The 23,107-nt window shown below is 59.1% G+C and carries 22 protein-coding genes; 13 read left to right on the top strand and 9 right to left on the bottom strand.

Translation table 11 applies throughout. The features are described from left to right. The first annotated feature begins 8 nt into the window (after positions 1-8). From ACR0AP_RS08475 to rarD, 5 genes are all read left to right on the top strand, one after another. Positions 9-1,043 carry an alcohol dehydrogenase family protein gene (locus tag ACR0AP_RS08475; RefSeq protein ID WP_480506602.1) on the top strand — a complete coding sequence of 345 codons (1,035 nt, stop codon included), beginning with the start codon at positions 9-11 and terminating at the stop codon, positions 1,041-1,043. Positions 1,044-1,054: 11 nt separating this feature from the next. After that, the gene (locus ACR0AP_RS08470; RefSeq protein WP_480506401.1) at positions 1,055-1,948 is read left to right on the top strand and encodes a homocysteine S-methyltransferase family protein; all 894 of its coding nucleotides are present in this window, start codon (positions 1,055-1,057) and stop codon (positions 1,946-1,948) included. A 10-nt stretch (positions 1,949-1,958) separates the two neighbouring features. Further along, a complete protein-coding gene (locus ACR0AP_RS08465; protein ID WP_480506400.1) occupies positions 1,959-2,933 on the top strand; it encodes a GlxA family transcriptional regulator in 975 nt (324 codons plus the stop codon). A gap of 89 nt (positions 2,934-3,022) precedes the next feature. Continuing rightward, positions 3,023-5,476 (top strand): GcvT family protein, encoded by a 2,454-nt coding sequence (locus ACR0AP_RS08460; protein ID WP_480506399.1) that lies wholly within the window; start codon positions 3,023-3,025, stop codon positions 5,474-5,476. A gap of 260 nt (positions 5,477-5,736) precedes the next feature. After that, the gene (gene rarD, locus ACR0AP_RS08455) at positions 5,737-6,642 is read left to right on the top strand and encodes an EamA family transporter RarD (RefSeq protein WP_480506398.1); all 906 of its coding nucleotides are present in this window, start codon (positions 5,737-5,739) and stop codon (positions 6,640-6,642) included. On the opposite strand, the gene ACR0AP_RS08450 is transcribed toward rarD, so the two are convergent. Beyond that, positions 6,633-7,346, bottom strand: coding sequence for an SGNH/GDSL hydrolase family protein (locus ACR0AP_RS08450; RefSeq protein ID WP_480506397.1), 714 nt, complete (start codon positions 7,344-7,346; stop codon positions 6,633-6,635). The two genes, rarD and ACR0AP_RS08450, sit on opposite strands and share 10 nt — an antisense overlap. 4 nt (positions 7,347-7,350) lie before the next feature. Further along, on the bottom strand, positions 7,351-7,761 hold the full coding sequence (locus tag ACR0AP_RS08445) for a nuclear transport factor 2 family protein (RefSeq protein WP_480506396.1): 411 nt from the start codon (positions 7,759-7,761) through the stop codon (positions 7,351-7,353). Between the two features lie 92 nt (positions 7,762-7,853). On the opposite strand from ACR0AP_RS08445, the gene ACR0AP_RS08440 reads away from it, so the two are divergent. Further along, entirely contained in the window at positions 7,854-8,501 is a 648-nt protein-coding gene (locus ACR0AP_RS08440; protein ID WP_480506395.1) for an RluA family pseudouridine synthase, read from the top strand. 2 nt (positions 8,502-8,503) lie between these two features. Here ACR0AP_RS08440 and ACR0AP_RS08435 read toward each other — a convergent pair whose 3' ends face one another. Further along, positions 8,504-8,695 (bottom strand): hypothetical protein, encoded by a 192-nt coding sequence (locus ACR0AP_RS08435; RefSeq protein WP_267363584.1) that lies wholly within the window; start codon positions 8,693-8,695, stop codon positions 8,504-8,506. Positions 8,696-8,799: 104 nt separating this feature from the next. Between ACR0AP_RS08435 and ACR0AP_RS08430 the strand changes: the two genes are divergently transcribed. The 4 genes from ACR0AP_RS08430 to ACR0AP_RS08415 all read left to right on the top strand — a co-directional run bounded on the left by ACR0AP_RS08430 (position 8,800) and on the right by ACR0AP_RS08415 (position 11,761). Next, entirely contained in the window at positions 8,800-9,492 is a 693-nt protein-coding gene (locus ACR0AP_RS08430) for a helix-turn-helix transcriptional regulator (RefSeq protein WP_480506394.1), read from the top strand. 125 nt (positions 9,493-9,617) lie between these two features. Then, on the top strand, positions 9,618-10,289 hold the full coding sequence (locus tag ACR0AP_RS08425; protein ID WP_480484182.1) for a YiaD family glycine zipper/OmpA-like lipoprotein: 672 nt from the start codon (positions 9,618-9,620) through the stop codon (positions 10,287-10,289). A gap of 122 nt (positions 10,290-10,411) precedes the next feature. Next, on the top strand, positions 10,412-10,954 hold the full coding sequence (locus ACR0AP_RS08420; protein WP_480506393.1) for an NADPH-dependent FMN reductase: 543 nt from the start codon (positions 10,412-10,414) through the stop codon (positions 10,952-10,954). A gap of 15 nt (positions 10,955-10,969) precedes the next feature. After that, complete coding sequence (locus ACR0AP_RS08415; protein ID WP_480506392.1) at positions 10,970-11,761, top strand: HTD2 family dehydratase; 792 nt, start codon at positions 10,970-10,972, stop codon at positions 11,759-11,761. Here ACR0AP_RS08415 and ACR0AP_RS08410 read toward each other — a convergent pair. Beyond that, on the bottom strand, positions 11,753-12,787 hold the full coding sequence (locus ACR0AP_RS08410; protein ID WP_480506391.1) for an NAD(P)/FAD-dependent oxidoreductase: 1,035 nt from the start codon (positions 12,785-12,787) through the stop codon (positions 11,753-11,755). The two genes, ACR0AP_RS08415 and ACR0AP_RS08410, sit on opposite strands and share 9 nt — an antisense overlap. A 55-nt stretch (positions 12,788-12,842) precedes the next feature. Here ACR0AP_RS08410 and mnmC2 point away from each other — a divergent pair, with 55 nt between their 5' ends. Together mnmC2 and ACR0AP_RS08400 are read left to right on the top strand one after the other, a co-directional pair. Beyond that, positions 12,843-13,508 carry a tRNA (5-methylaminomethyl-2-thiouridine)(34)-methyltransferase MnmC2 gene (mnmC2, locus tag ACR0AP_RS08405; protein WP_480506390.1) on the top strand — a complete coding sequence of 222 codons (666 nt, stop codon included), beginning with the start codon at positions 12,843-12,845 and terminating at the stop codon, positions 13,506-13,508. Beyond that, positions 13,505-14,374, top strand: coding sequence for a DMT family transporter (locus tag ACR0AP_RS08400; protein WP_209504943.1), 870 nt, complete (start codon positions 13,505-13,507; stop codon positions 14,372-14,374). Before mnmC2 ends, ACR0AP_RS08400 begins: the two co-directional genes overlap by 4 nt. On the opposite strand, the gene ACR0AP_RS08395 is transcribed toward ACR0AP_RS08400, so the two are convergent. Continuing rightward, entirely contained in the window at positions 14,348-16,321 is a 1,974-nt protein-coding gene (locus ACR0AP_RS08395) for a lytic transglycosylase domain-containing protein (protein ID WP_480506389.1), read from the bottom strand. The two genes, ACR0AP_RS08400 and ACR0AP_RS08395, sit on opposite strands and share 27 nt — an antisense overlap. Before the next feature lie 133 nt (positions 16,322-16,454). On the opposite strand from ACR0AP_RS08395, the gene dapA reads away from it, so the two are divergent. After that, positions 16,455-17,327 carry a 4-hydroxy-tetrahydrodipicolinate synthase gene (gene dapA, locus ACR0AP_RS08390; RefSeq protein WP_480506388.1) on the top strand — a complete coding sequence of 291 codons (873 nt, stop codon included), beginning with the start codon at positions 16,455-16,457 and terminating at the stop codon, positions 17,325-17,327. A 133-nt stretch (positions 17,328-17,460) separates the two neighbouring features. Here dapA and ACR0AP_RS08385 read toward each other — a convergent pair whose 3' ends face one another. From ACR0AP_RS08385 to pta, 4 genes are all read right to left on the bottom strand, one after another. After that, positions 17,461-18,333 (bottom strand): dimethyl sulfoxide reductase anchor subunit family protein, encoded by an 873-nt coding sequence (locus ACR0AP_RS08385; RefSeq protein WP_480506387.1) that lies wholly within the window; start codon positions 18,331-18,333, stop codon positions 17,461-17,463. Beyond that, positions 18,333-19,082, bottom strand: a complete 750-nt coding sequence (locus tag ACR0AP_RS08380; RefSeq protein WP_267363598.1) for a 4Fe-4S dicluster domain-containing protein — start codon at positions 19,080-19,082, stop codon at positions 18,333-18,335. Before ACR0AP_RS08380 ends, ACR0AP_RS08385 begins: the two co-directional genes overlap by 1 nt. 109 nt (positions 19,083-19,191) lie before the next feature. Continuing rightward, on the bottom strand, positions 19,192-22,011 hold the full coding sequence (locus ACR0AP_RS08375) for a molybdopterin oxidoreductase family protein (RefSeq protein ID WP_480506386.1): 2,820 nt from the start codon (positions 22,009-22,011) through the stop codon (positions 19,192-19,194). 90 nt (positions 22,012-22,101) lie between these two features. After that, positions 22,102-23,107: phosphate acetyltransferase (gene pta / locus ACR0AP_RS08370; RefSeq protein WP_480506385.1), on the bottom strand; the 1,006-nt coding region annotated here is incomplete at its 5' end.

Here is a 23,107-nt window from a genome sequence, read left to right as displayed (position 1 = left end):
CGGCGACCATGTCTGGCGTCTATCTGACCGGCCATGGCGGGCCAGAGGCGCTGGAATGGCGCGACGATATCCCTGTCCCGGCCCCTGGGCCGGGGCAGGTACTTGTTCGGGTCGCCGCGGCAGGTGTCAATAACACGGATATCAATACGCGGATCGGCTGGTATTCATCGGATGTCACCGGCGGGACGGATGCCGTCGATCAGGATGTTGAAGCCGGAGGGTGGGGCGGTGCACTGAACTTTCCCCGCATTCAGGGCGGCGATCTGTGCGGGATCGTTGTAGAGGTCGGGCCAAACTCGGGGTTCAAAAAGGGCCAGCGCGTGACTTGCCCGATCAACCTGCCGCGTCCGCGCCCCGGCAGCCCTCAGGGCTTTATTGCGCTCGGGTCTGAGATTGATGGCGCTTTTGCCCAATACTGTCTGGTTGAAGCAAATGACCTTTATGACGTAAGTGCATCGCCCCTGTCAGACGTGGAAATTGCGGCCATTCCATGTGCCTTTGGTACTGCCGAAAACCTGCTGACGCGCGCGGGCGTGACGGCAGGGCAAAAGGTTCTGATCACCGGCGCGTCAGGCGGCGTTGGTCTGGCGGCGGTGCAGCTTGCTGCGCTGCGCGGAGCGTCGGTTTGGGGTGTGACGGCGGCAGCGAAGGCAGAGGTCGTCAAATCCCAAGGCGCGTTGGGCACATTTGGCCGGGATGAGCTGCCGCCGCAGGATATGTTCGACGCAGTTATAGATGTGGTGGGCGGGCCCGCATGGGCATCGCTGATCCTTGCCCTGAAACCCGGCGGGCACTACGCCGTTTCGGGGGCAATTGCCGGCCCGATTGTCGAGGCTGATCTGCGAGACATCTATTTGCGCGATATCACCATCCACGGCTGCACGCATCAGGCGCCCGAAGTCTTTTGCCGCCTTGTGGAGTTGATGAATACCGGACGGATCAAACCACTGGTTTCCCGAACCTACCCGTTGAAGGATATCGCCCGCGCACAGGCTGATTTTCAGGCAAAGACCCTTCCGGGTAAACTCGTGCTGCTGCCTTAAGGAGCAAGGACATGACAAAGATCACTCTGTTGGACGGTTCAATCGGACAGGAACTGGTCAAACGCAGCGGAGACCGGGCGACGCCGCTATGGTCCACACGTGTGATGATCGACCACCCTGATCTGGTCGGCGCGGTGCATGGCGACTACTTCCGCAGTGGTGCCACGGTTGCCACCACCAATACCTACGCCGTCCACCGCTCACGCCTTGTACGGGTGGGGATGGAGGACCAGATGCCCGCCCTTATCGACACTGCCCTGACGCAGGCCGAACGTGCCTGTACTTCGACCGGGGGGCGGATTGCCGGGTCTCTGGGGCCGCTTCTGGCTTCTTACCGACCCGACCTGAATCCCGACCCGGCAGATGCGGCGGAAAAATTCGCTGAACTTGTGGCCTTGATGGCTGCACGCGTCGATCTGTTTCTGATCGAGACAGTATCTTCGGTGCAGGAGGCCGAGGGCGCGCTGCGTGGAACGACCGGATGTGGCAAACCAGTCTGGCTGTCATTCACGGTCAATGACGACGATGGCCGTCGCCTCAGGTCCGACGAACCACTCAGGGATGTCGCGTCTTTGGTAGAAGAGTTTTCGCCTGACGCGCTGCTGATCAATTGTTCGCGCCCCGAAGCGATCCCGGCTGCTCTGGGCATCCTGTCCGGCATGAACAAGCCCTATGGTGCTTACGCCAACGGCTTTACACATATTTCAGATGAGTTTCTAAAGGACGCGCCGACAGTGGATGCGTTGGATCAGCGCCATGATCTTGATCCCGATGCCTATGCGGATCACGTCATGCGTTGGGTCGATCAGGGGGCCACGATTGTCGGCGGGTGCTGCGAAATTGGCCCGGACCACATCGAAGCGCTGGCCAAGCGGTTGCGTGCTGCCGGGCACGAGATCGTCTAAGGTGACAGCGATGAGGAAAGTTGCTTCTGAATCACCGCAGGCGATACAGCAACATTTCGATATTCTGGTCGCACCCGGATTTGTGCTGCTTGAACTGGCCTCATTGGTCGAGGTTCTCAGGCTGGCAAATCGTGTGTGTCCGAAGCCGCCGTTCACTTTTGCCTATCGGTCGCTCAGAGGTGGCCCGATCTCCAGCAGCAGCGACGCGGTGGTGCAAACGGAACCCGTGCAGAACCAGCCCAAGGCGAATTATCTTTTCGTGATCGGCAATTCTGACCCGGATCACCCGGACTTGTCTTTGGGGCGGGTGGTGTCGGACTATACTTTCCGCGATGCCAAGGTGTTTCTGCTGGCGGAAGCGGCCAGCCGGTATATCGACGAACAGGGTTCAGATGACTTGGCAACTCACTGGGAAAACGCCTCGTTCCTGCGGGAACGCGGGGCCCGGTTTGAAGCCAAACTGTCGATTGCAACCGAACAGGGCGCAGTTGTGACCTGTGCCGGAATGGAGGCGACAACAGATATCGCGCTGGCAGTAATCGGTCGCCATATCTCAGGGCCTGCAAAGATGACCGTGGCGGACATCATGTTGCATGAAAACATCCGGGATTTCGCCTCGATGCAGCCTTTCTCGGGGGTAAAGTTGACGGCGACCGGAGATGTGAAGCTGGATCAGTGCATCAAGCTCATGCAGGCCAATATCGAAGACCCTCTGCCGATCAATCAGATCGTCGAATCGCTGCAACTGTCGAACCGCTCACTCGAGCGTAAGTTCAAAACCTTCTTTGGCACCACACCCAACGGATTCTATCGCGAAATGCGGCTGGCCAAGGCCAACAACCTGCTTTTGAACACCACTATGAGCGTTCGCGAAATCGGGTTGGCCTGCGGTTTTCCGAACGGGTTTTCCTCTGTTTACAAAAGCTTCTTCGGAGTCACTCCCTTTGTCGTTCGGCGGGAAAAACGGGCCGCGACACATCGGTGAAAAATGCTGATCTTGTGACGTTTTTGGTGCATTTGTTGTCGATCTTCCGTGGCAGTTTACGCCAAACCTGACACAGCGGAGATTTCAGGATGGTTGATCTTCCCAGCAAGGCCCGAGTGGTCATCATCGGTGGCGGCGTCATCGGATGTTCGGTCGCGTATCATCTGACCAAGAAGGGCTGGACCGATGTTGTTCTGCTTGAGCGCAAGCAACTGACCAGCGGCACCACCTGGCATGCGGCGGGTCTGATCGGGCAACTGCGCGCGTCTTCCAACATGACCAAACTGGCGCGCTATTCCGCCGAACTTTATCTGGGCCTTGAGGAAGAGACCGGCGTCGCCACCGGCCTCCGTCAGGTCGGGTCCGTTTCGGTTGCCCTGACAAGTGAGCGGTTGGAAGAGCTTCACCGAAATGCGGCAATGGCCCGCGCTTTTGGCGTTCCGGTCGAAGAGCTTTCTCCGACTGAAGTCAAAGAGCGATATGAGCACATCAACCTCGACGGCGTGGCAGGTGGCGTCTGGTTGCCAACCGATGGCCAGGCGGATCCTGCTAATATTGCCTTGGCGTTGGCCAAGGGTGCGCGTCAACGCGGTGGGGTGATCAAGGAACGGGTGAAGGTGACAGGGATTTCCCGGCACGGACGCCGTGCAACCGGTGTCGACTGGGTCAGTGATGATGGGCAAACCCAAGGGCATATCGCCTGCGATATGGTTGTTAACTGCGCGGGAATGTGGGGACACGAGGTAGGCAAGATGGCTGGCGTGAATGTGCCGCTGCATGCCTGCGAACATTTCTACATCGTCTCTGAACCCATTGAAGGGTTGAGCCAGATGCCGGTTCTGCGGGTGCCAGATGAATGCGCCTACTACAAGGAAGATGCAGGCAAAATGATGCTGGGCGCATTCGAGCCCAATGCCAAACCTTGGGCGATGAACGGTATTCCCGACAGCTTCGAGTTCGACCAATTGCCCGAAGATTTCGACCACTTCGAGCCGATCCTCGAAGCGGCCTGCAACCGGATGCCTATGCTGTCCGAGGCGGGTATTCACACCTTCTTCAACGGCCCTGAATCCTTTACTCCCGACGACGCCTATCACCTGGGTCTGGCGCCTGAGATGGACAATGTCTGGGTCGCGGCCGGGTTCAACTCGATCGGTATCCAGTCCGCCGGTGGCGCGGGCATGTCGCTGGCCGAGTGGATGGATACCGGTGAAAAGCCCTTTGATCTGGGCGATGTTGATATCGGACGGATGCAGCCGTTTCAGGGCAATAAGAAATACCTTTATGAACGCTCAAAAGAAACGTTGGGGCTGCTCTACGCCGACCACTACCCCTATCGCCAGAAAGCTACGGCACGCGGTGTGCGCCGAACCCCGTTCCACCATTACCTGAAAGAACAGGGCGCCGTTTTTGGTGAAATCGCTGGTTGGGAACGGGCCAATTGGTACGCGAATGAAGGGCAGGAGCGCGAATACCAGTACAGCTGGAAGCGCCAGAACTGGTTCGAGAATTCCGCTGCCGAGCACAGAGCCGTGCGCGAGAATGTGGGCATGTATGACATGTCTTCCTTCGGCAAGATTCGTGTGGAAGGCCCTGATGCCGAAAAGTTCATGAACTATATTGGCGGGGGTGACTACTCGGTCCCTGTCGGCAAGATCGTCTATACGCAGTTTTTGAACCGCACAGGCGGGATCGAAGCGGATGTCACCGCAACCCGCCTGACCGAAACCGCCTATCTGGTCGTGACCCCTGCAGCCACGCGCTTGGCGGATCAGACATGGATGATGCGCCATGTCGGGGACTTCAACGTGGTCATTACAGATGTCACAGCGGGTGAAGGCGTTCTCGCTGTCATGGGGCCAAACGCCCGGGCTCTGCTGGAAAAGGTCTCGCCCAACGATTTCACAAACGCGACCAACCCCTTTGGTACTGCCCAGCAGATCGAGATCGGAATGGGCCTGGCCCGTGCACATCGCGTGACCTATGTGGGTGAGCTTGGGTGGGAAATCTATATTTCCTCAGACATGGCGGGCCACGTCTTTGAGACCCTGCATGAGGCTGGTCAGGACATGGGGCTGAAGCTGTGTGGTATGCACATGATGGACAGCTGCCGGATCGAAAAGGGTTTCCGGCACTTCGGCCACGATATCACCTGTGAGGATCACGTGGTTGATGCTGGTCTTGGCTTTGCCGTCAAGGTGGACAAAGGCTGTGATTTCATCGGGCGTGAGGCGGTGATTGCACGAAAAGAAAGCGGCCCGAAAAGCCGTCTGGTACAGTTCCGTCTGACCGACCCTGAACCGCTGTTGTTCCACAACGAGCCGATCGTGCGTGATGGCGAATATGTCGGCTACCTGAGTTCCGGCAATTACGGTCATAGCCTCGGTGGTGCCATCGGAATGGGCTATGTACCATGCGAAGGTGAAAAGGCCGCGGACGTTTTGGGTTCAACCTATGAGATCGATGTTTGCGGCGTGAAGGTCAAAGCCGAAGCATCGCTTAAACCGATGTATGACCCGAAATCTGAACGGGTGAAGGTCTGACAGACAGGGCAGGGGGCTCTGCCCCCACCGCCCGTGCCGGGCGACTCCCCCGGGATATTTGGAGCCAAGTGAAGCAAGAGATCCGCACTTCATCTGGCCTAAAATATCCCGGAGCGAGAGGCAGAGCCTCGCATTTTTGGGGGCAATAGCTGCGGTCAGCTAACTTATCACAAATCTTTATGTGACACTTCACTGTTTTCAGAGTTTTCAATCCGTTCAGTTCTGCCGTAAACGAAACCGGTATCAACCGGAGACCCTTCGTGACAGCCTCGCCTTTATCACCTCAGAATGAAGACACGCCCAAAGGTCTGGCTTTGGCTGTCACGGCGTATGTCCTGTGGGGATTTCTGCCTCTTTACATGAAGGCGATGGATCACATTGGACCGGTCGAGGTGGTGGCGCATCGGGTTATCTGGTCTGTTCCGGTTGCAGGTTTGCTGCTGGTCGCACTGGGGCGCACCCGGGACTTGAAGGCGGCACTCGGTAATCCCCGGATGTTGGCCATGGCGGCTTTGACGGCGGCGCTGATTTCCGTGAACTGGGCGATCTATGTTTGGGCGATCTCGACGGGGCACGCGCTGGACGCGGCGTTGGGGTATTACATCAACCCGCTGTTCAGTATTGCGTTGGGCGCAATTCTGCTGCGTGAGCCCCTGACACGGACCCAACTGTTCGCGGTGGGGCTTGCCGCGTTGGGCGTTCTTGTACTTGTTCTCGAGGCTGGGCGGTTGCCCTGGGCGGCGCTTGGTTTGATGGTAAGCTGGGGGTTCTACGCGTTTTTCAAACGTTCACTGCCGATAGGACCAAACCAAGGTTTCCTGCTTGAGGTTCTGATCCTTTTGATCCCGGCCTTGGCTTATGTCACCTGGCTGGGCGTGCAAGGCACAGGTCATTTTGGCGTAGCGATGTCTGATACCGTATTGTTGTCCTGCGCCGGTATCGTCACGGCGGTGCCATTGTTGGTCTATGCGAACGGGGCCAAGCTGGTGCGCCTGTCGACAATGGGTATCCTGCAATACATTGCGCCGACTATGATTTTCATTACAGCCATCACTCTGTTTGGTGAGAAGATCGACACCGGACGCATGATCGCATTCCCCCTGATCTGGGTGGCTTTGGTCATTTACTCGATCCCATTGATCCGGCAGGCGCGGGCTCAGGCCTGAAGCAACAGGCGTGCTGCAGCATCTGCCCACAGCGCATAGGCCCGGGGGCTTGGGTGATAGCCGTCCGGTGCCGCCAGGGCCGGGTCGTCGGGCAGATCAAGCCTCAGGTGCAGCACATGGGGATGGACGGACACAACCTGTTGCAACGCATTATCCAGCCGCGCAGCCTGACGGCCAAGCACCCAGGCCAATGGATGTGGCAGGGCCGGAAACCTGTTCATTTGCGGAACGCCGGTGATGACTATTCGCCGCGCCCCCAGTTCGTTTGACAGGATGTTGATAAGCTGCGCCTGGCGATCCGCAAATGTGCGGCAAGAGACGGCGCGGGTGACGTCATTCACCCCCAAAGCCGTGACCACCGCATCGAATTCGCCCTTTATGCCCCTCAGGCGGTCAATCGTATCCAGCGTCGTGTACCCTGTGGTGGCCTCAAGTTGCCACTCAACCGTGTGATGTCTGGCCAGCCGGTCCACAAGCTGTCCCGACAAGGCCTGCGCCTGAGTTCCCGCGCCCACTCCGGCCGCCGAGCTATCGCCGGTGATCAGCAAACGCAGGCGGGGGCCACGCCCTGTTCGGCCCTCTCGCGGGCCAGTTGGCTCTGGCAAAAGCCGGGCGTTACGGCGCACCAAAAGGGCTTGCGTGGCCAGAACGGGCAACAAAGGCACACGTAGAACCTGGTCGGGTGCTATCAGGGTGCGCATCATCAGGTCACGTCAGGGCGTTTTTGAATTCCAGAAAACGAGCGTCAGTCATCACGCGCGCCATCATCGCCTCGCGCAAAGCGCCGACTGTTTTGTAGGGGCGCATGGCGACTTCGAAGATTTGGATCAAACCGTCCTCGTTCAGCGTAATGAGGTCAACGCCAATGCCGTCCAGATCTCCAATCTTGCATTGAAACTCCAGCGCCCAATCGTTGCCGGCGCCCATGATCCGGCGATACCGGAAGTCGGAAAAGACCTGCCCGACATGGCCAAGAACGGCAGCCACAGGTGCGCGCCCGGTCCAGGTGCTGAAATAGGTTGGTGGAAGGAACTTCACATCTTCGGCCAGCAGATCGTGGATCAGCGCCTCATCGCCCTTGGCGACAACCTCTTGTAGTCGTTCAATTGTCGGGTGCATGTCCTGTCCTCCTGCGCAGAAGTTCACCGAACATGGGCGGACGCGCAAGGACGACGTTGCGGGAAGAAGCGTGCTGAGATAGGCAGGCCCGCATGAGCGAAACCTATGCCCCCCCGCAAACCGCGCTGGACGTGCTGCACGAAGATGCGCAGCTGATTGTGGTGAACAAACCGTCGGGCCTGCTTTCCGTGCCGGGGCGGGGCGATCATCTGGCTGATTGCCTTCTGACACGCGTGCAGGCGGCTTTCCCTCAGGCGTTGCTTGTACATCGACTGGACCGGGACACATCAGGTGTCATGGTTTTTGCCCAAACACCCCATGCGCAACGGCATCTGAGTATGCAGTTCGAAAAGCGGCAGACCCGGAAAACTTATGTTGCCCGTGTCTGGGGGCGAATGGAGCCAAAGACCGGCACGGTTGACCTGCCGTTGATCGTGGACTGGCCCAACCGACCCAGACAAATGGTGTGTCATGATACGGGCAAACCTGCGGTCACCGATTGGCGCGTTGTGAAACATGAGGGCGAAACCTCTCGCGTGCGCCTGTTTCCCAAAACCGGGCGGTCTCATCAGCTGCGCGTTCATATGCAGGCATTGGGTCACCCGATCCTGGGCGATCCGTTCTATGCAACAGGTGCGGCGAGGGAGTTTCCCAGATTGATGCTGCATTCCGAAGAATTGCGCCTGAAGCATCCCGAGGGCGGGCATTCGATGAAGTTTCGCGCCCAGCCCGATTTCTGATCTCAGGCAATTCTGGCCCACAGCATCTTTAGGTTGCCCAGCGAAATGCGTCTTGTTCGTTTCGTCGAAACCGATTGGCGGCGATGGCGCTCCTGCGCGATCTCACGTTCAATCTCGAAGGCACGCAGTGTGTGGTCCTGTGACCATTGGCCAAGTTTCAGTGTCATCATGACGTGGTTGTCGAGGTGCGGCATTTCTTGGCTCCTTGTGTGATATCCACCCATTATCGCGCGTCACTGCTGACAGCATGTTGTCAGTGGGGTGTGCTAGGGTGTCAGCAGAGTGTCAGGAGAATGCGATGCGCCGTTCGACCCGTTTGTTTGAAATCATCCAAATCTTGCGGGCCGCAAGTGCGCCGGTCACGGCAGAAGCACTGGCCACCCGGCTAGAGGTGTCCATCCGCACCGTCTATCGTGACATTGCCGAATTGCAGGCCCAGCGAACACCCATCGAAGGTGAGGCCGGTGTCGGTTACATGATGCGGCGCGGTTACGATCTGCCGCCGCTGAACTTCGACGCGGAAGAGGTTGAAGCCCTGTGGGTTGGCCTTTCTCTTCTGGCGCGCACCGGCGACAGCCACCTGCAGCGCGCCGCCAGTCGGATCTGTCAGAAGATCGATGCTCTGCATAGCCCGACCGATTGGTTGCAGGTTTCACCCTGGGGGGCTCCGGCGGATGATCCCGAGAAGGGGTGTGTTTCTGTTTCGCATTACCGCGAAGCTATTCGGGCAGAACGGAAAATCCGCATCACTTACATAGATGGTGAAGGCGAACAAACCATCCGCGTGGTGCGCCCACTGGCGCTGATCTATCATGTCGAATGTACGTTGCTGGCAGGGTGGTGCGAGATGCGAAACGGCTTTCGCCATTTCAGAACCGATCGCATCTGGTCCAGTGAATTCACTGACGAAGGATTTCTGGGGCAAGGTAAATCTTTGCGCGATCTCTGGCAGGAGCAACAACTCGCGGGCACCTTTGCGGAACCGGTATGAATGACCTTTGGCGGGTATTCGCCGATTTCACCGCATTGTTGCTTGAGCCTGTGAGCAAGCGCAGTGATATACTGGGTGAAATGGATCAAGCCCGAAGAACGGGTACCGGAGCAGAAGGTGATATCATGACGATTTCAAAGTTTTTCCTGGCGACAGGCTTGTGTTCAATCATGGCCGTGACGGCCTGTACCGATCCGGGCACCCTGACCGTGCAGAACGACCCCAACAAAAATACCAAGCAGGGTGCGGTTCTGGGCGGCCTTATCGGTGCGGGTGTCGGCGCGATTGCCAATAATTCGAACCCGGGTCTTGGGGCGCTGGCCGGCGCCGCCATTGGTGCCGCCGGTGGCGGTCTGATCGGCAACCAGTTGGACAAGCAGGCTGCCGAGTTGCGCCAACAACTGGCGAATGACGGGATTACAATCGTCAATGCGGGTGACCGGCTTATCGTGACTGTCCCGAATGACATTACGTTTGACACAGACAGCTCGACCGTGCGCCCGGCGCTGCGGGCGGATCTGGTGAAAGTGGGCCAGAACCTTGTCAACTATCCCAACTCGAACGTGCAGATTATCGGTCATACCGACAGCGATGGTGACGCGTCTTATAATCAGGGTTTGTCCGAGCGTCGCGCAAACGCGGTCGCGGATATCCTGCAAGCCAATGGTGTCAGCTACAGCCGTATCAGAACCTACGGTCAGGGTGAAAACAACCCGGTCGCGTCCAACCTGACGCCGCAAGGAAAAGCGCAAAACCGTCGAGTTGAGATTGTTGTGGTCCCCAGCGGAAACGCGTGATCCTGAAACGCGGGACCGGTCTGGCCCGGCCCCTGTTGCGCAATGACTGTGCGTCAATGGGGGTTTGGTCAGGGTCAATCTCGGTCTAACTATTGGGAAACACTGAAACGGAGTTGTCCCTGATGTCTCAACCGACCCTGCTTGGCCTGTCCGGCTCCCTGCGCAAGGGCGCGACGAACCGCAAACTGCTGCGCGAAGCGGCCCGGTTATTCGACCCTGTCAGCTATACCGAAGCAGACCTGAACCTGCCGCTTTATGATGGCGATCTGGAGGATGCCGAAGGGATACCGGCACCTGTTCAGATGCTGGCCGACCAGATCGGGCAGGCGGATGCGGTGATCATCTCGACGCCCGAGTACAACAAAGGGCCTTCGGGAGTTCTGAAAAACGCACTGGACTGGGTCAGCCGGACGAAAGGCAATCCGTGGGCGGGCAAGCCGGTTGCCGTGATGTCGGCCGCGGGTGGCCGCGCGGGTGGGGAAAGGGCACAGATGATCCTGCGCGCCTGCATGGTACCCTTTCAGCCCCGCATCTTGCAGGGTCCGGAAATCCACCTCGCCGACAGTTCGAATGAGTTCGACGATCAGGGAAGGTTGTTGTCCGAGCGATATGAAAATTCACTGCACATGCTGATGCAGAAACTCAGGGCCGAGGCCGGTTTCTGAGCTTGGACTGCCCATATGTTGGAACAGCGTCAAAGCGATATTCTTGACCCGGCCCGTGCCGCGTCGTTTCAGGTTGCGTTGGGCTCTGAGCCAACTATTGCCAAAGGCTCAACTCTGCCGCCATTCTTCCATCAGCTCTATTTCTGGGCGCCGCAACCACCTGCCGCGCTGGGGCGGGATGGGCATCCCAAGGTGGGTGGCCTGATCCCGGATATGGGATTGCCCCGCAGAATGTGGGCCGGTGGGCAATTGGAATTTCATGCACCGCTGATCGCGGGTGTCCCTGCTGACAGGACATCGGTTCTTGAAAACCAAAGCGCAAAAGCGGGGCGGTCCGGCCCGTTGGGTTTTGTCACGTTGCGGCACGAGATACGGCAAGGCGGCCAACTTTGTCTGACAGAATGGCAGGATCTTGTTTATCGTGAAGACCCCGCACCGGGTGTGATGGCTCCGGCGCCGCCCCAATCGCGCACGGATGAAACGGATATCCGCGCGGTCGAGTTTAATTCCACCCTGCTGTTTCGCTATTCGGCGCTGACCTTCAACGGCCATCGCATTCACTACGATCTGGACTATGCGCGTGATGTGGAAGGATATGCAGGGCTGGTTGTGCACGGGCCACTTCTGGCGCAGCTTCTGATGCTGTTTGCAGTTGATCTTGGCGGACCACTCAAGTCGTTTTCTTTCCGTGCGACCTCACCGTTGATGCATTTCGAGACTGCCCAGCTGTGCCGGAACGGTCAGGACATGTGGGTGCGCGGCCCGGACGGGCGGCAATGCATGAAGGCTGTGGCCCTATTACAGTGAGACTTCGGGGCGGAAGTCATCGGGGATCGAATCCCGGTCCTCCAGCATCAGATCGGCCATAACCTCGGCAACTTTCGGAGCCATGCCAAAGCCGATCTTGAAGCCGCCATTGGCGATGAACTGGCCCTGGTGCAATGGATGCAGGCCCAACATCGGGGCGCGGCTTTTGCTGCGGGGACGCACCCCGGCCCAACGTTCGATCACCTCGGCCCCGTGCAAAAGCGGCAGCGCACGCGTGGCGCGGTCTATGACATCGTCCAAAGCACTGTCTGTGCTGGTCGGGTCGTCATAATCCCGTTCAGACGTTGATCCGATTGCAAGCGTTCCGTCCGCATGTGGCACGATATGGACCGCATCTGCGAATAGCTGTGGCATCTCTCCTGCATCAAAGCGCAACAGGGCGGCCTGGCCTTTGACACCGTTTCCGACGGTTTTTCCGTAGGCGTCGTTCAGTTCCAGTAATCCTGCTAGGCCCGTGGCGTGGACAACCTGTCCTTTATCATCAGCGTTACTGACAACGTGAACGCCCATCACCTCAAGGGCTGCAACCAGAGCGGCGCAGGCCCGCCGGGGATGCATGCGCGCTGTCAGTGTATCGCGGATGACAAAGCCGGTGGGGCTGGGCGGGCACCACGATCCGGCCTGCGATGTGCTGATCACCCGCCACTCTGCCAGCCCCTGCCAAAGTTGATCGGCTGAACCTTCGCGTTGCCGGGCCAGATCAAGGCTGCGGGTGTCAGGAATGGGTTGAAGACGGCCCAGACGGCCATAGCCGGGGGAAACGCCGCCGGTACCCTCGACCTGCTGCCAAAAGGGTTCGGCCATGATCAGGCTGTCGAATTGAAAAGCTTTCTTGGCATTCCAGTTTTCGGGCACATGCGGGGCCAAGGCCCCCACCAGACCGCCACTGGACCCGGAGCCCGGCCCAAAAGGGTCGACGACCTGTACCTTCGCGCCCCGCCGGGCGCAGGCCCAAGCGATGGACAGGCCGAAAATTCCCGCCCCGCGAACCGTCACATCGACCATTGCCAATTCCCTTTTCCTTGTTCAGTGTCGCGCCGCTTAGCTACAGGATTCCCCGATGGCAGACCAGCATGCCGAATTGACGTGGACCGAGGATCAGATACCGGTCTCGGACCGTTTCGACGATCCCTATTACTCTTTGCAGAACGGGCTGGAAGAGACGCGCCATGTGTTTCTGGCAGGCAACGGTCTGCCAGAACGCTTTGCGCCGGGGTTTCATATTGCCGAGTTGGGCTTTGGCACCGGTCTGAACCTGCTGACGGTTTGGTCCGAATGGGAGAGATCCGGCCAAACAGGGCCACTTCGGTTCACCAGTTTCGAAGCCTTTCCCATGGCCACGGATGATATGCGTCGCGCGCTTGAGGCCTTCCCCGAGTTACACCCGTGGAGCAACCGGTTTCTGGCCCATTGGACAGGTCACGCGTGCAATCTTGAAACCCTTCAATGCGACGTGATCATCGGCGATGCGCGCAACAGCCTGCCGCAATGGGCAGGCATGGCCAACGCCTGGTTCCTAGACGGGTTCTCTCCTGCCAAGAACCCTGAATTGTGGGGGGCAGAGCTGATGCAGCAAGTGGCGGCGCACACCGCCACCGATGGCACGGCAGCCACATATACGGCCGCCGGGTTTGTTCGACGCGGGCTTCAGGATGCCGGTTTCACCGTCACCCGTACATCCGGCTATGGCCGCAAGCGGCACATGACGCGGGCGCTCAAGGCATGACGCAGAAAAACAATGCAGGTGCGGGTATCGCGCTGATGGTGGGCGCGACGATTGTCTTTGCCTTGCAGGACGGCATCTCACGCCATTTGGCCGGAACCTATAACACCTACATGGTGGTGATGATCCGCTATTGGTTCTTCGCGGCCTTTGTCATTGCACTGGCGGCGCGATCCTCAGGCGGGTTAAGGGCAGCCATGCAGACGAACCAGATGGGGTTGCAAATATTGCGGGGCCTGCTGCTGGCCACCGAGATCTGCGTCGCCGTGTTCGGTTTCACAGTGCTCGGTTTGATCGACAGTATGGCCGTTTTCATATGCTATCCCCTGCTTGTCGCCGCGCTGAGCGGTCCGGTTCTGGGCGAACAGGTCGGATGGCGGCGCTGGGTTGCGATCGGTGTCGGTTGCATTGGTGTTCTGATCATTCTGCAGCCGGGCGTTGGTGTTTTTGATCCTTGGGCCGTCATACCGCTGATCTCGGCATTTCTGTTTGCGATCTACGGCCTGCTGACGCGCTATGTCGCGCGTCAGGACAGCACGGCCACCAGTTTTTTCTGGACCGGGGTCGTTGGCGCCGTCGCCATGACCCTGTTTGGGATGTGGTTCTGGGAGCCAATGGCCCGCAGCGACTGGCTGTGGATGGCGTTGCTGTGCGTCAGCGGGGCAACGGGTCATTGGCTTCTGATCAAATGTTATGAGATGGCCGAAGCCAGCGCCGTCCAACCTTTCGCCTATTTCCACCTTGTCTGGAGCGCGATTCTGGGGATTTCGATCTTTGGTGAAAAACTGCGCCCCGAAGTTGTCGCGGGCGCAGCGATTGTTGTGGCCGCAGGGCTGTTTACCTTATGGCGCGAACGCCGCCAGCGATGATCCGATCAGTTCCTGCGAAAACGGAACCGGCAGGGCGGGCTGCCCCAGACGAGCGCGGTAGACCGGCAGGCTTTCGGTCACGCGCATCACATAATTGCGCGTCTCATTGAACGGAATGGTCTCGATCCAGTCTACGATATCCACCTCGCCGGTGCGCGGATCACCATAGCGCTCCATCCACGAGATCGGGCGCTTTGGACCGGCATTGTATCCGGCTGCCATCATGACGACATTCCCGTTGAACTCGGTCGCAAGGCCCGAAAGATAGTTGGCGCCAAGTTTGGCATTGTATTGCCAGTCCGACGTCAATCGACCGGTCTGATGGCCGTTGAGTATCCCCAGTTCTCCGGCCACCAGCTTGGCTGTTGCAGGCATCACTTGCATCAGGCCGCGCGCACCCGCGCCGCTGACGACAACCGGATCAAATTCGCTTTCGCGCCGCGCGATGGCCAGCGTCATTTCCTTGGCCATTGGCAGACGCATGTCGGCCACCGGATGAACCGGGTAATAGGCCGCAGGCAAAACGGTGCCCGTGGTCGCTGCCCGCTTGGCGATCATGACGGCCAGATGCGGCTGTTTCAGCTCGATCGCAAGGTCGCCCAACTGATTGGCCTGCACAGGGTCAAGACCTTCGACAAGATGGGTCAGGAACCTCTCGGACAAGTTGTCTTCCCCGGCCTTCAGCAACAGCAGCCCGGCTTCCAGAACGCTGGAATCGGCGAATTCTGCCTGACGCCAATGCGGGGCGCGACGCGGATTGGCCAGTTCCTTGTCAAATGGCCGACCGATCCGTTCCGCCGCCAGAAGACCATAAAAAGAGGTCTGATGATCCGCGCCCATCGCATAGGCCTCATAGGCTTTGTCTGCGTCCCCAAGCTCGGCGTAAGCCCGCCCCAGCCAATAGCCGCCGCGCCCTTTCGAGATCGGCGATTGCACGGCATCCGAAAAATTCTGGAAGTGTCGCACAGCTGTGGCAGGGTCATTCAGCTTGCGCAGGGCCAGAAACCCGGCCAGCCACTCCAGATCCGCATAGGAATATCCCATTTCCGGGGTCATATGGTGCTTGGCGGCCACGTCATAAGCACGCGCTGCCCGCCCCGATCGCATCTCGAGCCGGGCCAGACGGCGGCGTCCCTCGGCCCATTTGTCAGGCTCGCCCAGGGCCTCCGGTCCGGTTGAACGTGCCAGCATCAGGTCGACGGCGCTGTCATCCAGTTCTTTCTTGTCGCGCCAGACAAAGCGGTCGAATGCCAGCCCCGGCGCATCTGCCAGCGACTTCGGCACCGCCGCCACCTTGCCGTCTACGCCCGGCTGGCGTTTCTGCAACGCGATTCGCGCTTCGGCCAGCTTGCGCTCATCGGTGGTGACCAGGGGCAGCATCTGTTCTGCGCTGACCAAATGGCCATCCCACAGCATCCGGTCCAGCCGCGCGGCATGGTGCGGCTTCAGCAGTTTGGCAAAATTCTCCAGATAGTCCTTTTGCAACCCCGACCCCATCGGCATGGTACGCCAGGCTGTCACGATATCGGCTTCCGCCTCGCCAATGCGTCCTTTGGCCTTAAGGGCCACCGCATAGTTCAGCGCGCCTTCAGCAGTCTGAGGGGGTAAGCCAGCGTAAAACTTCACAACCCTGTCCGGATCGACCCCGGTAAAGACCGGCTCACTCTTGCGGCGCAGCCAATCCAGACCGGGCCAGTCCGCGCGGCGTTCGAGAAACACCAGCACATCGCCCGAGCTGCCAAACCCCTCACGCAACCAGTGCCAGACGATGACATCGCGCGAGACCGAGCCGCGCTGGCCCGATACGCGCAGCGCCGCGTTCCAGTCGCCCTTGCGCATTTCATAAAGCCCCGCGCGCAAATCACCGGCCGCGTCCGCGCGTGCGGCTTGCGGTGTCGCCGCTGCGTATAGAATCACACCAGTCAACAGTGCCAGAAAGCGTGTCATCCCTTGCATTTCCCAACCAACCGAGGATAGAGCCTGTGAGGATAAACCCTGCGCCGCCGGGATCAACTCACAAAGCTGGAAACGTGAGAGGCCGAGGCGCAAAAACCGCAATGTGCACCTTAAGGAGCGTGTCATGTTCAAAGGCTCGATGCCAGCCCTCGTCACTCCGTTCAACAACGGCGAGTTGGACCTGAAGACGCTTAAACATCTGGTCGAATGGCAGATCTCCGAAGGCTCGACCGGGTTGGTGCCTGTTGGAACCACCGGCGAAAGCCCGACGCTCAGCCACGACGAACACGAAACGGTCATCGAAGAAGTGGTCAAAACGGCTGCTGGCCGTGTGCCGGTTATTGCCGGTGCCGGGTCGAACAACACGGTCGAAGCCGTCCGGTTCGTTCAGTTCGCCGAAAAAGTTGGTGCCGATGCGGCGCTGGTTGTCACACCTTACTACAACAAGCCGACTCAACGCGGCTTGATCGCGCATTTCCAAGCCCTGCACGAGGCTGCGGATATTCCGATCATCATCTACAACATTCCCGGACGATCGGTCATCGACATGACCCCTGTCACCATGGGCGAACTGGCCCGGTTGCCGCGTATTGTCGGGGTCAAGGATGCGACGGGCGATCTGGCGCGTGTCAGCCAGCAGCGTGCAACTTGCGGCGCAGATTTCTGCCAACTGTCCGGCGAAGACGCCACCGCACTTGGCTTCAACGCCCATGGCGGCGTCGGATGCATTTCAGTCACCGCAAACGTGGCCCCCAGGCTCTGCGCTGAATTCCAGCAGGCCACATTGTCGGGCGATTATGCAAAGGCACTGGAATACCAGGACAAGCTGATGCCGCTGCACGAAGCGATCTTTATAGAACCCGGGTTGGTCGGCGCCAAATACGCGCTCAGCAAACTGGGCCTTTGCAGCACCGAAGTCCGCTCACCTCTGACTGAGCTGGAAGACAACACAAAAGCCGCGATTGATGCGGCAATGGCACACGCGGGCCTCATCTAACCCGGCCTTCAGAAACCGGAAAAGGCGGCCTCGACTACCGAGTGCCGCCTTTTTGGTTTTCAGGATTCAAACTTCATCTGGCCAAAAATATCCCGGGGGAGTCGCGGCTTGCCGCGGCGGGGGCAGAGCCCCCTCAACGCTTACCGTAGTAAAGCCCAACGACATGTTCAGCCTGCGCAAAGAACAACCAGCGCGAGGTCGCGACACCTGCCAGATGCGATGCCACGGCTAGCAGGGCCAGGAAATGATTGAATGGCAGGACCAGCAACAGAACCGGCAGGGCAAAGGCGAATACAAACGAGATCACCCGTAGCTTTTCGGCATGTTTGCGCCCGACCACATGAACAAACTCGCGCAGCAGATAGTTGGTACCGGTATGCGGTGGCTCGAAGGCTCTGACTGTGCCCCGGTTACCCAAACCTGTCGCCGTACCCAGATCCGTTCCGGATGCCTCCAGCGCTTTGTCGCCATTCTTCCAATACAAGAATTGAACCAAAGCGGCGATCAGCAGAAGCGGAATAGCAACACGTGTCTGGCCCGCCAGCAACGCACCACCCGCCAGGCTGAAGCTCAGGAACATGGCGGGGGTCAGGTTCATATTCCAGCGCGGGATGGTCTTGAGTTGCGTGTAGATCATCGATGTCGTGAACACGGTCGCCAGTGACATCAACGCTCCGATCCAACCCAGCAGGCTCCATTGCCGATCCAGAAACACCACGCCAATCGCGTAAAGCCCCATGACGACCAGGGCGAGCACGGCACACCAGCCCTCACGGCTGAGCCAGCTCGTTTTCCATTGAGTAAAAGCCTTCCAGGCCCGTTCCGGGTGGCCGAGATGGAAGGTCGAGGCCATCAGCCCTCCGACGGCCAGACCGTAAGCAATGGCGAAGAACACAAAGGCCACCCAACCCGAGACAGCCGGAAGGCCAAGACCAAGAAAGAAGAGCAGGCCGAAGCCCAGACCGGACAGGGTGGTAAAGAGGATGACGGAGGGTGCAGGATGCATCAGAGTTTCTCCAACGTCTTGTCGAGCCAGCCGAGGAAGCCCTTGGGCTCTTCAGCGACAGGTGCCAACAGGGGGGCCAGGATGTCGATCTGATCTTCCACCGTGTCTTTCGGGCGCGGCGGCAGATATTTATTGACGGGTTTGGTGCCCATTTCGGGCATCAGGTCCATTCCGCCGCGGTCCGCAACAAGCTTGCTGACGTCGCTGTCCGGATCGCCCAGATCGCCAAAGTGCCGCGCGCCCGCCGGACAGGTTCGGACACAGGAGGGAATCCGGTCCACCTCGGGCAGGTTCTCATTATAGATCCGGTCGACGCAGAGTGTGCATTTCTTCATCACCCCCTCGGCCTTGTCCAGTTCACGCGCGCCATAGGGGCAGGACCAGGCACACAGGCCGCACCCGATACAGTCGCTTTCATTAACCAGCACGATGCCATCTTCGACCCGCTTGTAGCTGGCCCCGGTCGGGCACACGGTAACACAGGGCGCATCTTCGCAATGCAGGCAGGATTTAGGGAAATGGATCAGTTGCGCGTGCCCTTCCGCCGGTTGCACCTCGTAGGAATGCACGCGGTTCAGGAAAGTGCCCGAAGGATTGGCGCCATAGGCATCCTGATCGGACAGCGGCGCGCCATAATTTTCCGTGTTCCAGCCTTTGCAGGAAATCACGCAGGCATGGCAACCAACGCAGGTGTCCAGGTCGATCACCAGACCCATCTTGCGCTCGGTGGAGTTCGGTAGCTGGGTCATGTCAGGATACCTGTGCTGTTGAGGACGGGTGAGGGGGCCAGCCCCCTCTTGAGCCTGCGGCTCAATTCACCCCCGGGATATTTGTGGCCAGATGAAGTGCGGATCCGGGTCATTTGCCCACCTTCCACGCCAAATTCGCAGGGCCGGTTCCTACCGGTGATTTGATCGGGTCAAAATGAGGCTGGCTTTGGGCATCGGCGGGCGCGTCGGCCTTTTCGATTTTCACCTTCAGGTCAAACCATGCGGCCTGACCAGTAATGGGGTCGGAATTGGCCCAACGTAGCCCGTCGCCTTTTGGCGGAAGCAATTCGTGGATCAGGTGGTTGAGCAGGAAACCCTTGGTGGCCTCGGGCGCGTCCTCTTGCAGGGCCCAGGCGCCTTTGCGTTTGCCGATGGCGTTCCATGTCCAGACGGTGTTGTCGTTCAGCGCGGCCATTTCCATCACAGGGACCGTAATCTCACCATGAGGGGATGTGATTTTGGCCCAATCTCCGTCGTTCAGGCCGTGCTTGCGCATCAGCCTGGTCGGAACATAGAGCGGGTTTCGCCCGTGCAACTGCCGCAGCCAGGCGTTTTGCGTGCCCCAGCTGTGATACATCGCCATCGGGCGCTGGGTCAGCGCGTTGACCGTGAAGCCGTCGTTGCCGTGCTGATCGGTTTCGTACCAGATCGGAAGCGGGTCCATCGTGTCTTTGATCCGCTGGCGCAAATGATCAGGCGGCTGTCGGTCGCCATGGCCTTCGGCTGCCAGCTGAAACTTGCGCATCGGTTCGGAGTAGAGTTGGAATAGGTATGGCTGCGGGCTGTCATAGAGACCCATGCCCACGGCCCAGTCCTGATAGGCCGCATTCCATGGTTTGTAGTAATCCGCGCCTTGCGGGATATGCGCCACGTAGAAACCGCCGTTTTCGATATATCGGTTCAATTGATCCGGGTTGACCTCTCCGCGTCCTTCCTTGTTGGCATTTTCACCGCGGAATCCGGCCAGCGGGCCAATACCCGGCTTGCGTTCGTGATTGACGATATAGTCGGCGTAATCGACCCATTTTGCGCTGCCGTCTTCATGGGTGAAACCCGGAAGTTTCATGCGGTTAGCGAGATCGATCAATACTGACTGAAATCCGCGCACGTCGCGGTCCGGTTCGATCACAGGCCAGCGGATTGCGTCAGCGGCCGCATCCGCCTCGCAAATCGGGCGATCCAGCAGCGAAATACAGTCGTGGCGTTCGAGGTAGGTCGTGTCCGGAAGGATGAGGTCCGCGTAGGCCACCATCTCGGAAGAATAGGCGTCCGAATAGATGATGCGCGGGATCACGTAATCGCCGTTTTCATCTTTGTCCGTCAGCATCTCGATGACACCCTTGGTGTTCATGGTCGAGTTCCACGACATGTTGGCCATGTACATGAACAGCGTATCGATCTTATACGGGTCGCCCGCATGTGCGTTCGAGATCACCATATGCATCAGCCCGTGGCTGGACATCGGGTTTTCCCAGGTGAACGCCTTGTCGATCCGTGCGGGGCTGCCATCTTCCTTCAGTGCAAGGTGTTCCGGGCCGCGGACAAACCCCAAGTGCGGGCCATCCAAGGGCGAGTTAGGCGTCACCTTGCAATGCGGTGTCGGGTGCGCCTCGACCGGTTTGGGGTAGGGGGGCTTGAAGCGGAAGCCGCCGGGAACCTCGACCGTGCCAAGGATGATCTGCAGCACATGCAGCGCGCGGCAGGTCTGGAAACCATTGGCATGAGCCGAAATGCCACGCATCGAGTGCATCGCAACAGGGCGGCCAATCATCTTGGTGTGTTTCTCGCCCCGGAAATCGGTCCATTCGTGATCCAGCTCGAACGCCTCGTCAAAGGCGACGCGCGCCAGTTCCGAAGCAATCGCGCGAATGCGCTTGGCGGGAATACCGCATTTTTCGGCAACAGCTTCGGGCGCGTGCTCCTCGGACAGGTATTTTTCCGCCATCAAGTGAAATACAGGGCGATGAACGACACCGTCGTTTTCGTAGACCGCCGACAAATCCGGGCGAACGCCAGGCGTGTCGAAGGCCGTCAGCTTGCCTGTATTCCGGTCGATGACCAGAGGCTTTCCGTCATCGTCGCGCAGGAACAGGCCGTTTCCGGCGCCTTCGGACGCGTCCACCAAAACCGGGGCATTGGTGTAGCGGCTCAGATAGTCGAGATCGATCTTTCCGGCTTTCATCAGCACATGGATCAACGACAGGATGAACAGCCCGTCAGTTCCCGGTGTGATGCCGACCCAATCATCAGCGACGGCGTTGTATCCGCTGCGGATGGGGTTGACGCCGATAACACGTGCACCGCGCGCCTTGATCTTTCCAATACCCATTTTGATCGGGTTGGAGTCGTGGTCTTCGGCCACGCCAAACAACATGAACAGTTTGGTGTGGTCCCAATCAGGCTGGCCGAATTCCCAGAATGCGCCGCCCATCGTATAAATGCCGCCCGCAGCCATATTGACCGAACAAAAGCCTCCATGCGCCGCATAGTTGCAAGTTCCGAAATTTTGCGCCCAGAAGCTGGTGAAGCTCTGGCTTTGGTCCCGTCCAGTGAAAAAGGCCAGCTTTTCCGGGTTGTCTTTGCGGATTGGCTCCAGCCAGCTGACCGCCAGTTCCAGCGCTTCGTCCCAGCTGATCTCTTCAAATTCACCCGAGCCACGCGGGCCGACCCGTTTCAGTGGCTTGCGCAGGCGCGAGGGGGCATTGACCTGCATGATCCCGGCGGATCCCTTGGCACACAGGACACCCTTGTTCACCGGGTGGTCGCGATTGCCTTCGATATAAGCAACCTTGCCGTCTTTCATGTGGACGTTGATGCCGCATCGGCAGGCGCACATGTAGCAGGTGGTCCTGCGGATTTCGTCCGAGACTTTCGGTGACGTATCAAGGATCGGCTGCTGATGGGTCATTTGCGGGTCCAGTTGGTTATGTCAGGAGGATTTTGTCAGTTTCCTCGGTACTTTAGAACATCGTTCCGGGAACGGTGCGAAAATTAAGTGTTACAGTCCAGTTGCCTGCAGCGCGGTCACGGCGATCATCTGGGTCACATCCTCGGCGCTGCATCCGCGGGACAGGTCGTTGGCGGGTTTGGCCAGCCCCTGCAAGACCGGACCAATGGCGGTGTAGCCCCCCAGTCTTTGGGTGATTTTGTAGCCGATATTGCCAGCATCAAGGTTGGGAAAGATCATCACGTTGGCCTGCCCGGCGACAGACGAACCCGGTGATTTACGCTCACCAACCGAAGGTACAAAGGCGGCGTCGAATTGCAGTTCACCGTCGACGTTCAGATCTGGCGCGGCCTGGCGTAGCGACTCAGTGGCCTCGATCACCTTGTCCACATCGGGATGCTTGGCGCTGCCCTTGGTGGAAAAGCTGAGCATCGCGATCTTTGGATCGACCTGCAGCAGCGTCCGGGCCGATGTGGCGGACGCGATGGCGATCTTGCTCAGCTCGCCCGCGGTCGGATTGATGACCAGCCCGCAATCGGAATACAGCATCGCCCGCGCCCCGGGCTGAGCGTTTTCCGGCGGGTACATCAGGAAAAAGGACGACACCATTCCTGCATCGGGGGCCATGCCAATCACCTGGATGGCTGCGCGGACAATATCGCCGGTCGTGTGAACGGCCCCTCCTACAGTGCCGGTGGCGCGTCCGCTGCGCACCAGCATGGCGGCATAGACGGGGGGTGTTTCAACGGCAGCACGTGCCTTGGACCGATCGACGCCTTTATGCTGGCGCAGTTCGAAAAAGGTCTGGGCAAATTCTTCGGTCAGGTCCGAAGTCTTGGGGTCATGGATCTCAACGCCCTGAGAGGCAGCAGCCCCCTGATCTTTCAGGGCTGCTTCGACCTCGGCGTGCGGGCCAACCAGAATGATATCAGCCAGATTGGCCCTCTGCGCGTTGATGGCCCCTTTTGTGATGCGGGGGTCGTTGCCTTCGCTGAGGGCGATTATGGGACGGGTGGCCGGAGCGTTTTGCCGCAACAGCTCGACGGGTGTCAGGGTC

This window comes from Ruegeria sp. AF7 (genome assembly GCF_056541885.1).
The sequence above is the reverse complement of the archived record's forward strand: the minus strand, read 5'-3'. Positions and strand labels throughout refer to the sequence as shown.

Excerpts from the sequence above, each read along its gene's own strand:
- ACR0AP_RS08450 (WP_480506397.1), bottom strand. The coding sequence starts at position 7,346 with ATGATGCGCACCCTGATAGCACCCGACCAGGTTCTACGTGTGCCTTTG.
- ACR0AP_RS08445 (WP_480506396.1), bottom strand. The coding sequence starts at position 7,761 with ATGCACCCGACAATTGAACGACTACAAGAGGTTGTCGCCAAGGGCGAT.
- ACR0AP_RS08425 (WP_480484182.1), top strand. The coding sequence starts at position 9,618 with ATGACGATTTCAAAGTTTTTCCTGGCGACAGGCTTGTGTTCAATCATG.
- ACR0AP_RS08410 (WP_480506391.1), bottom strand. The coding sequence starts at position 12,787 with ATGGTCGATGTGACGGTTCGCGGGGCGGGAATTTTCGGCCTGTCCATC.
- ACR0AP_RS08375 (WP_480506386.1), bottom strand. The coding sequence starts at position 22,011 with ATGACCCATCAGCAGCCGATCCTTGATACGTCACCGAAAGTCTCGGAC.
- ACR0AP_RS08475 (WP_480506602.1), top strand. The coding sequence starts at position 9 with ATGTCTGGCGTCTATCTGACCGGCCATGGCGGGCCAGAGGCGCTGGAA.
- ACR0AP_RS08430 (WP_480506394.1), top strand. The coding sequence starts at position 8,800 with ATGCGCCGTTCGACCCGTTTGTTTGAAATCATCCAAATCTTGCGGGCC.
- mnmC2 (WP_480506390.1), top strand. The coding sequence starts at position 12,843 with ATGGCAGACCAGCATGCCGAATTGACGTGGACCGAGGATCAGATACCG.
- ACR0AP_RS08465 (WP_480506400.1), top strand. The coding sequence starts at position 1,959 with ATGAGGAAAGTTGCTTCTGAATCACCGCAGGCGATACAGCAACATTTC.
- dapA (WP_480506388.1), top strand. The coding sequence starts at position 16,455 with ATGTTCAAAGGCTCGATGCCAGCCCTCGTCACTCCGTTCAACAACGGC.
- ACR0AP_RS08420 (WP_480506393.1), top strand. The coding sequence starts at position 10,412 with ATGTCTCAACCGACCCTGCTTGGCCTGTCCGGCTCCCTGCGCAAGGGC.
- ACR0AP_RS08460 (WP_480506399.1), top strand. The coding sequence starts at position 3,023 with ATGGTTGATCTTCCCAGCAAGGCCCGAGTGGTCATCATCGGTGGCGGC.
- ACR0AP_RS08380 (WP_267363598.1), bottom strand. The coding sequence starts at position 19,082 with ATGACCCAGCTACCGAACTCCACCGAGCGCAAGATGGGTCTGGTGATC.
- ACR0AP_RS08415 (WP_480506392.1), top strand. The coding sequence starts at position 10,970 with ATGTTGGAACAGCGTCAAAGCGATATTCTTGACCCGGCCCGTGCCGCG.
- ACR0AP_RS08440 (WP_480506395.1), top strand. The coding sequence starts at position 7,854 with ATGAGCGAAACCTATGCCCCCCCGCAAACCGCGCTGGACGTGCTGCAC.
- ACR0AP_RS08470 (WP_480506401.1), top strand. The coding sequence starts at position 1,055 with ATGACAAAGATCACTCTGTTGGACGGTTCAATCGGACAGGAACTGGTC.
- ACR0AP_RS08400 (WP_209504943.1), top strand. The coding sequence starts at position 13,505 with ATGACGCAGAAAAACAATGCAGGTGCGGGTATCGCGCTGATGGTGGGC.
- ACR0AP_RS08435 (WP_267363584.1), bottom strand. The coding sequence starts at position 8,695 with ATGCCGCACCTCGACAACCACGTCATGATGACACTGAAACTTGGCCAA.
- ACR0AP_RS08395 (WP_480506389.1), bottom strand. The coding sequence starts at position 16,321 with ATGACACGCTTTCTGGCACTGTTGACTGGTGTGATTCTATACGCAGCG.
- ACR0AP_RS08385 (WP_480506387.1), bottom strand. The coding sequence starts at position 18,333 with ATGCATCCTGCACCCTCCGTCATCCTCTTTACCACCCTGTCCGGTCTG.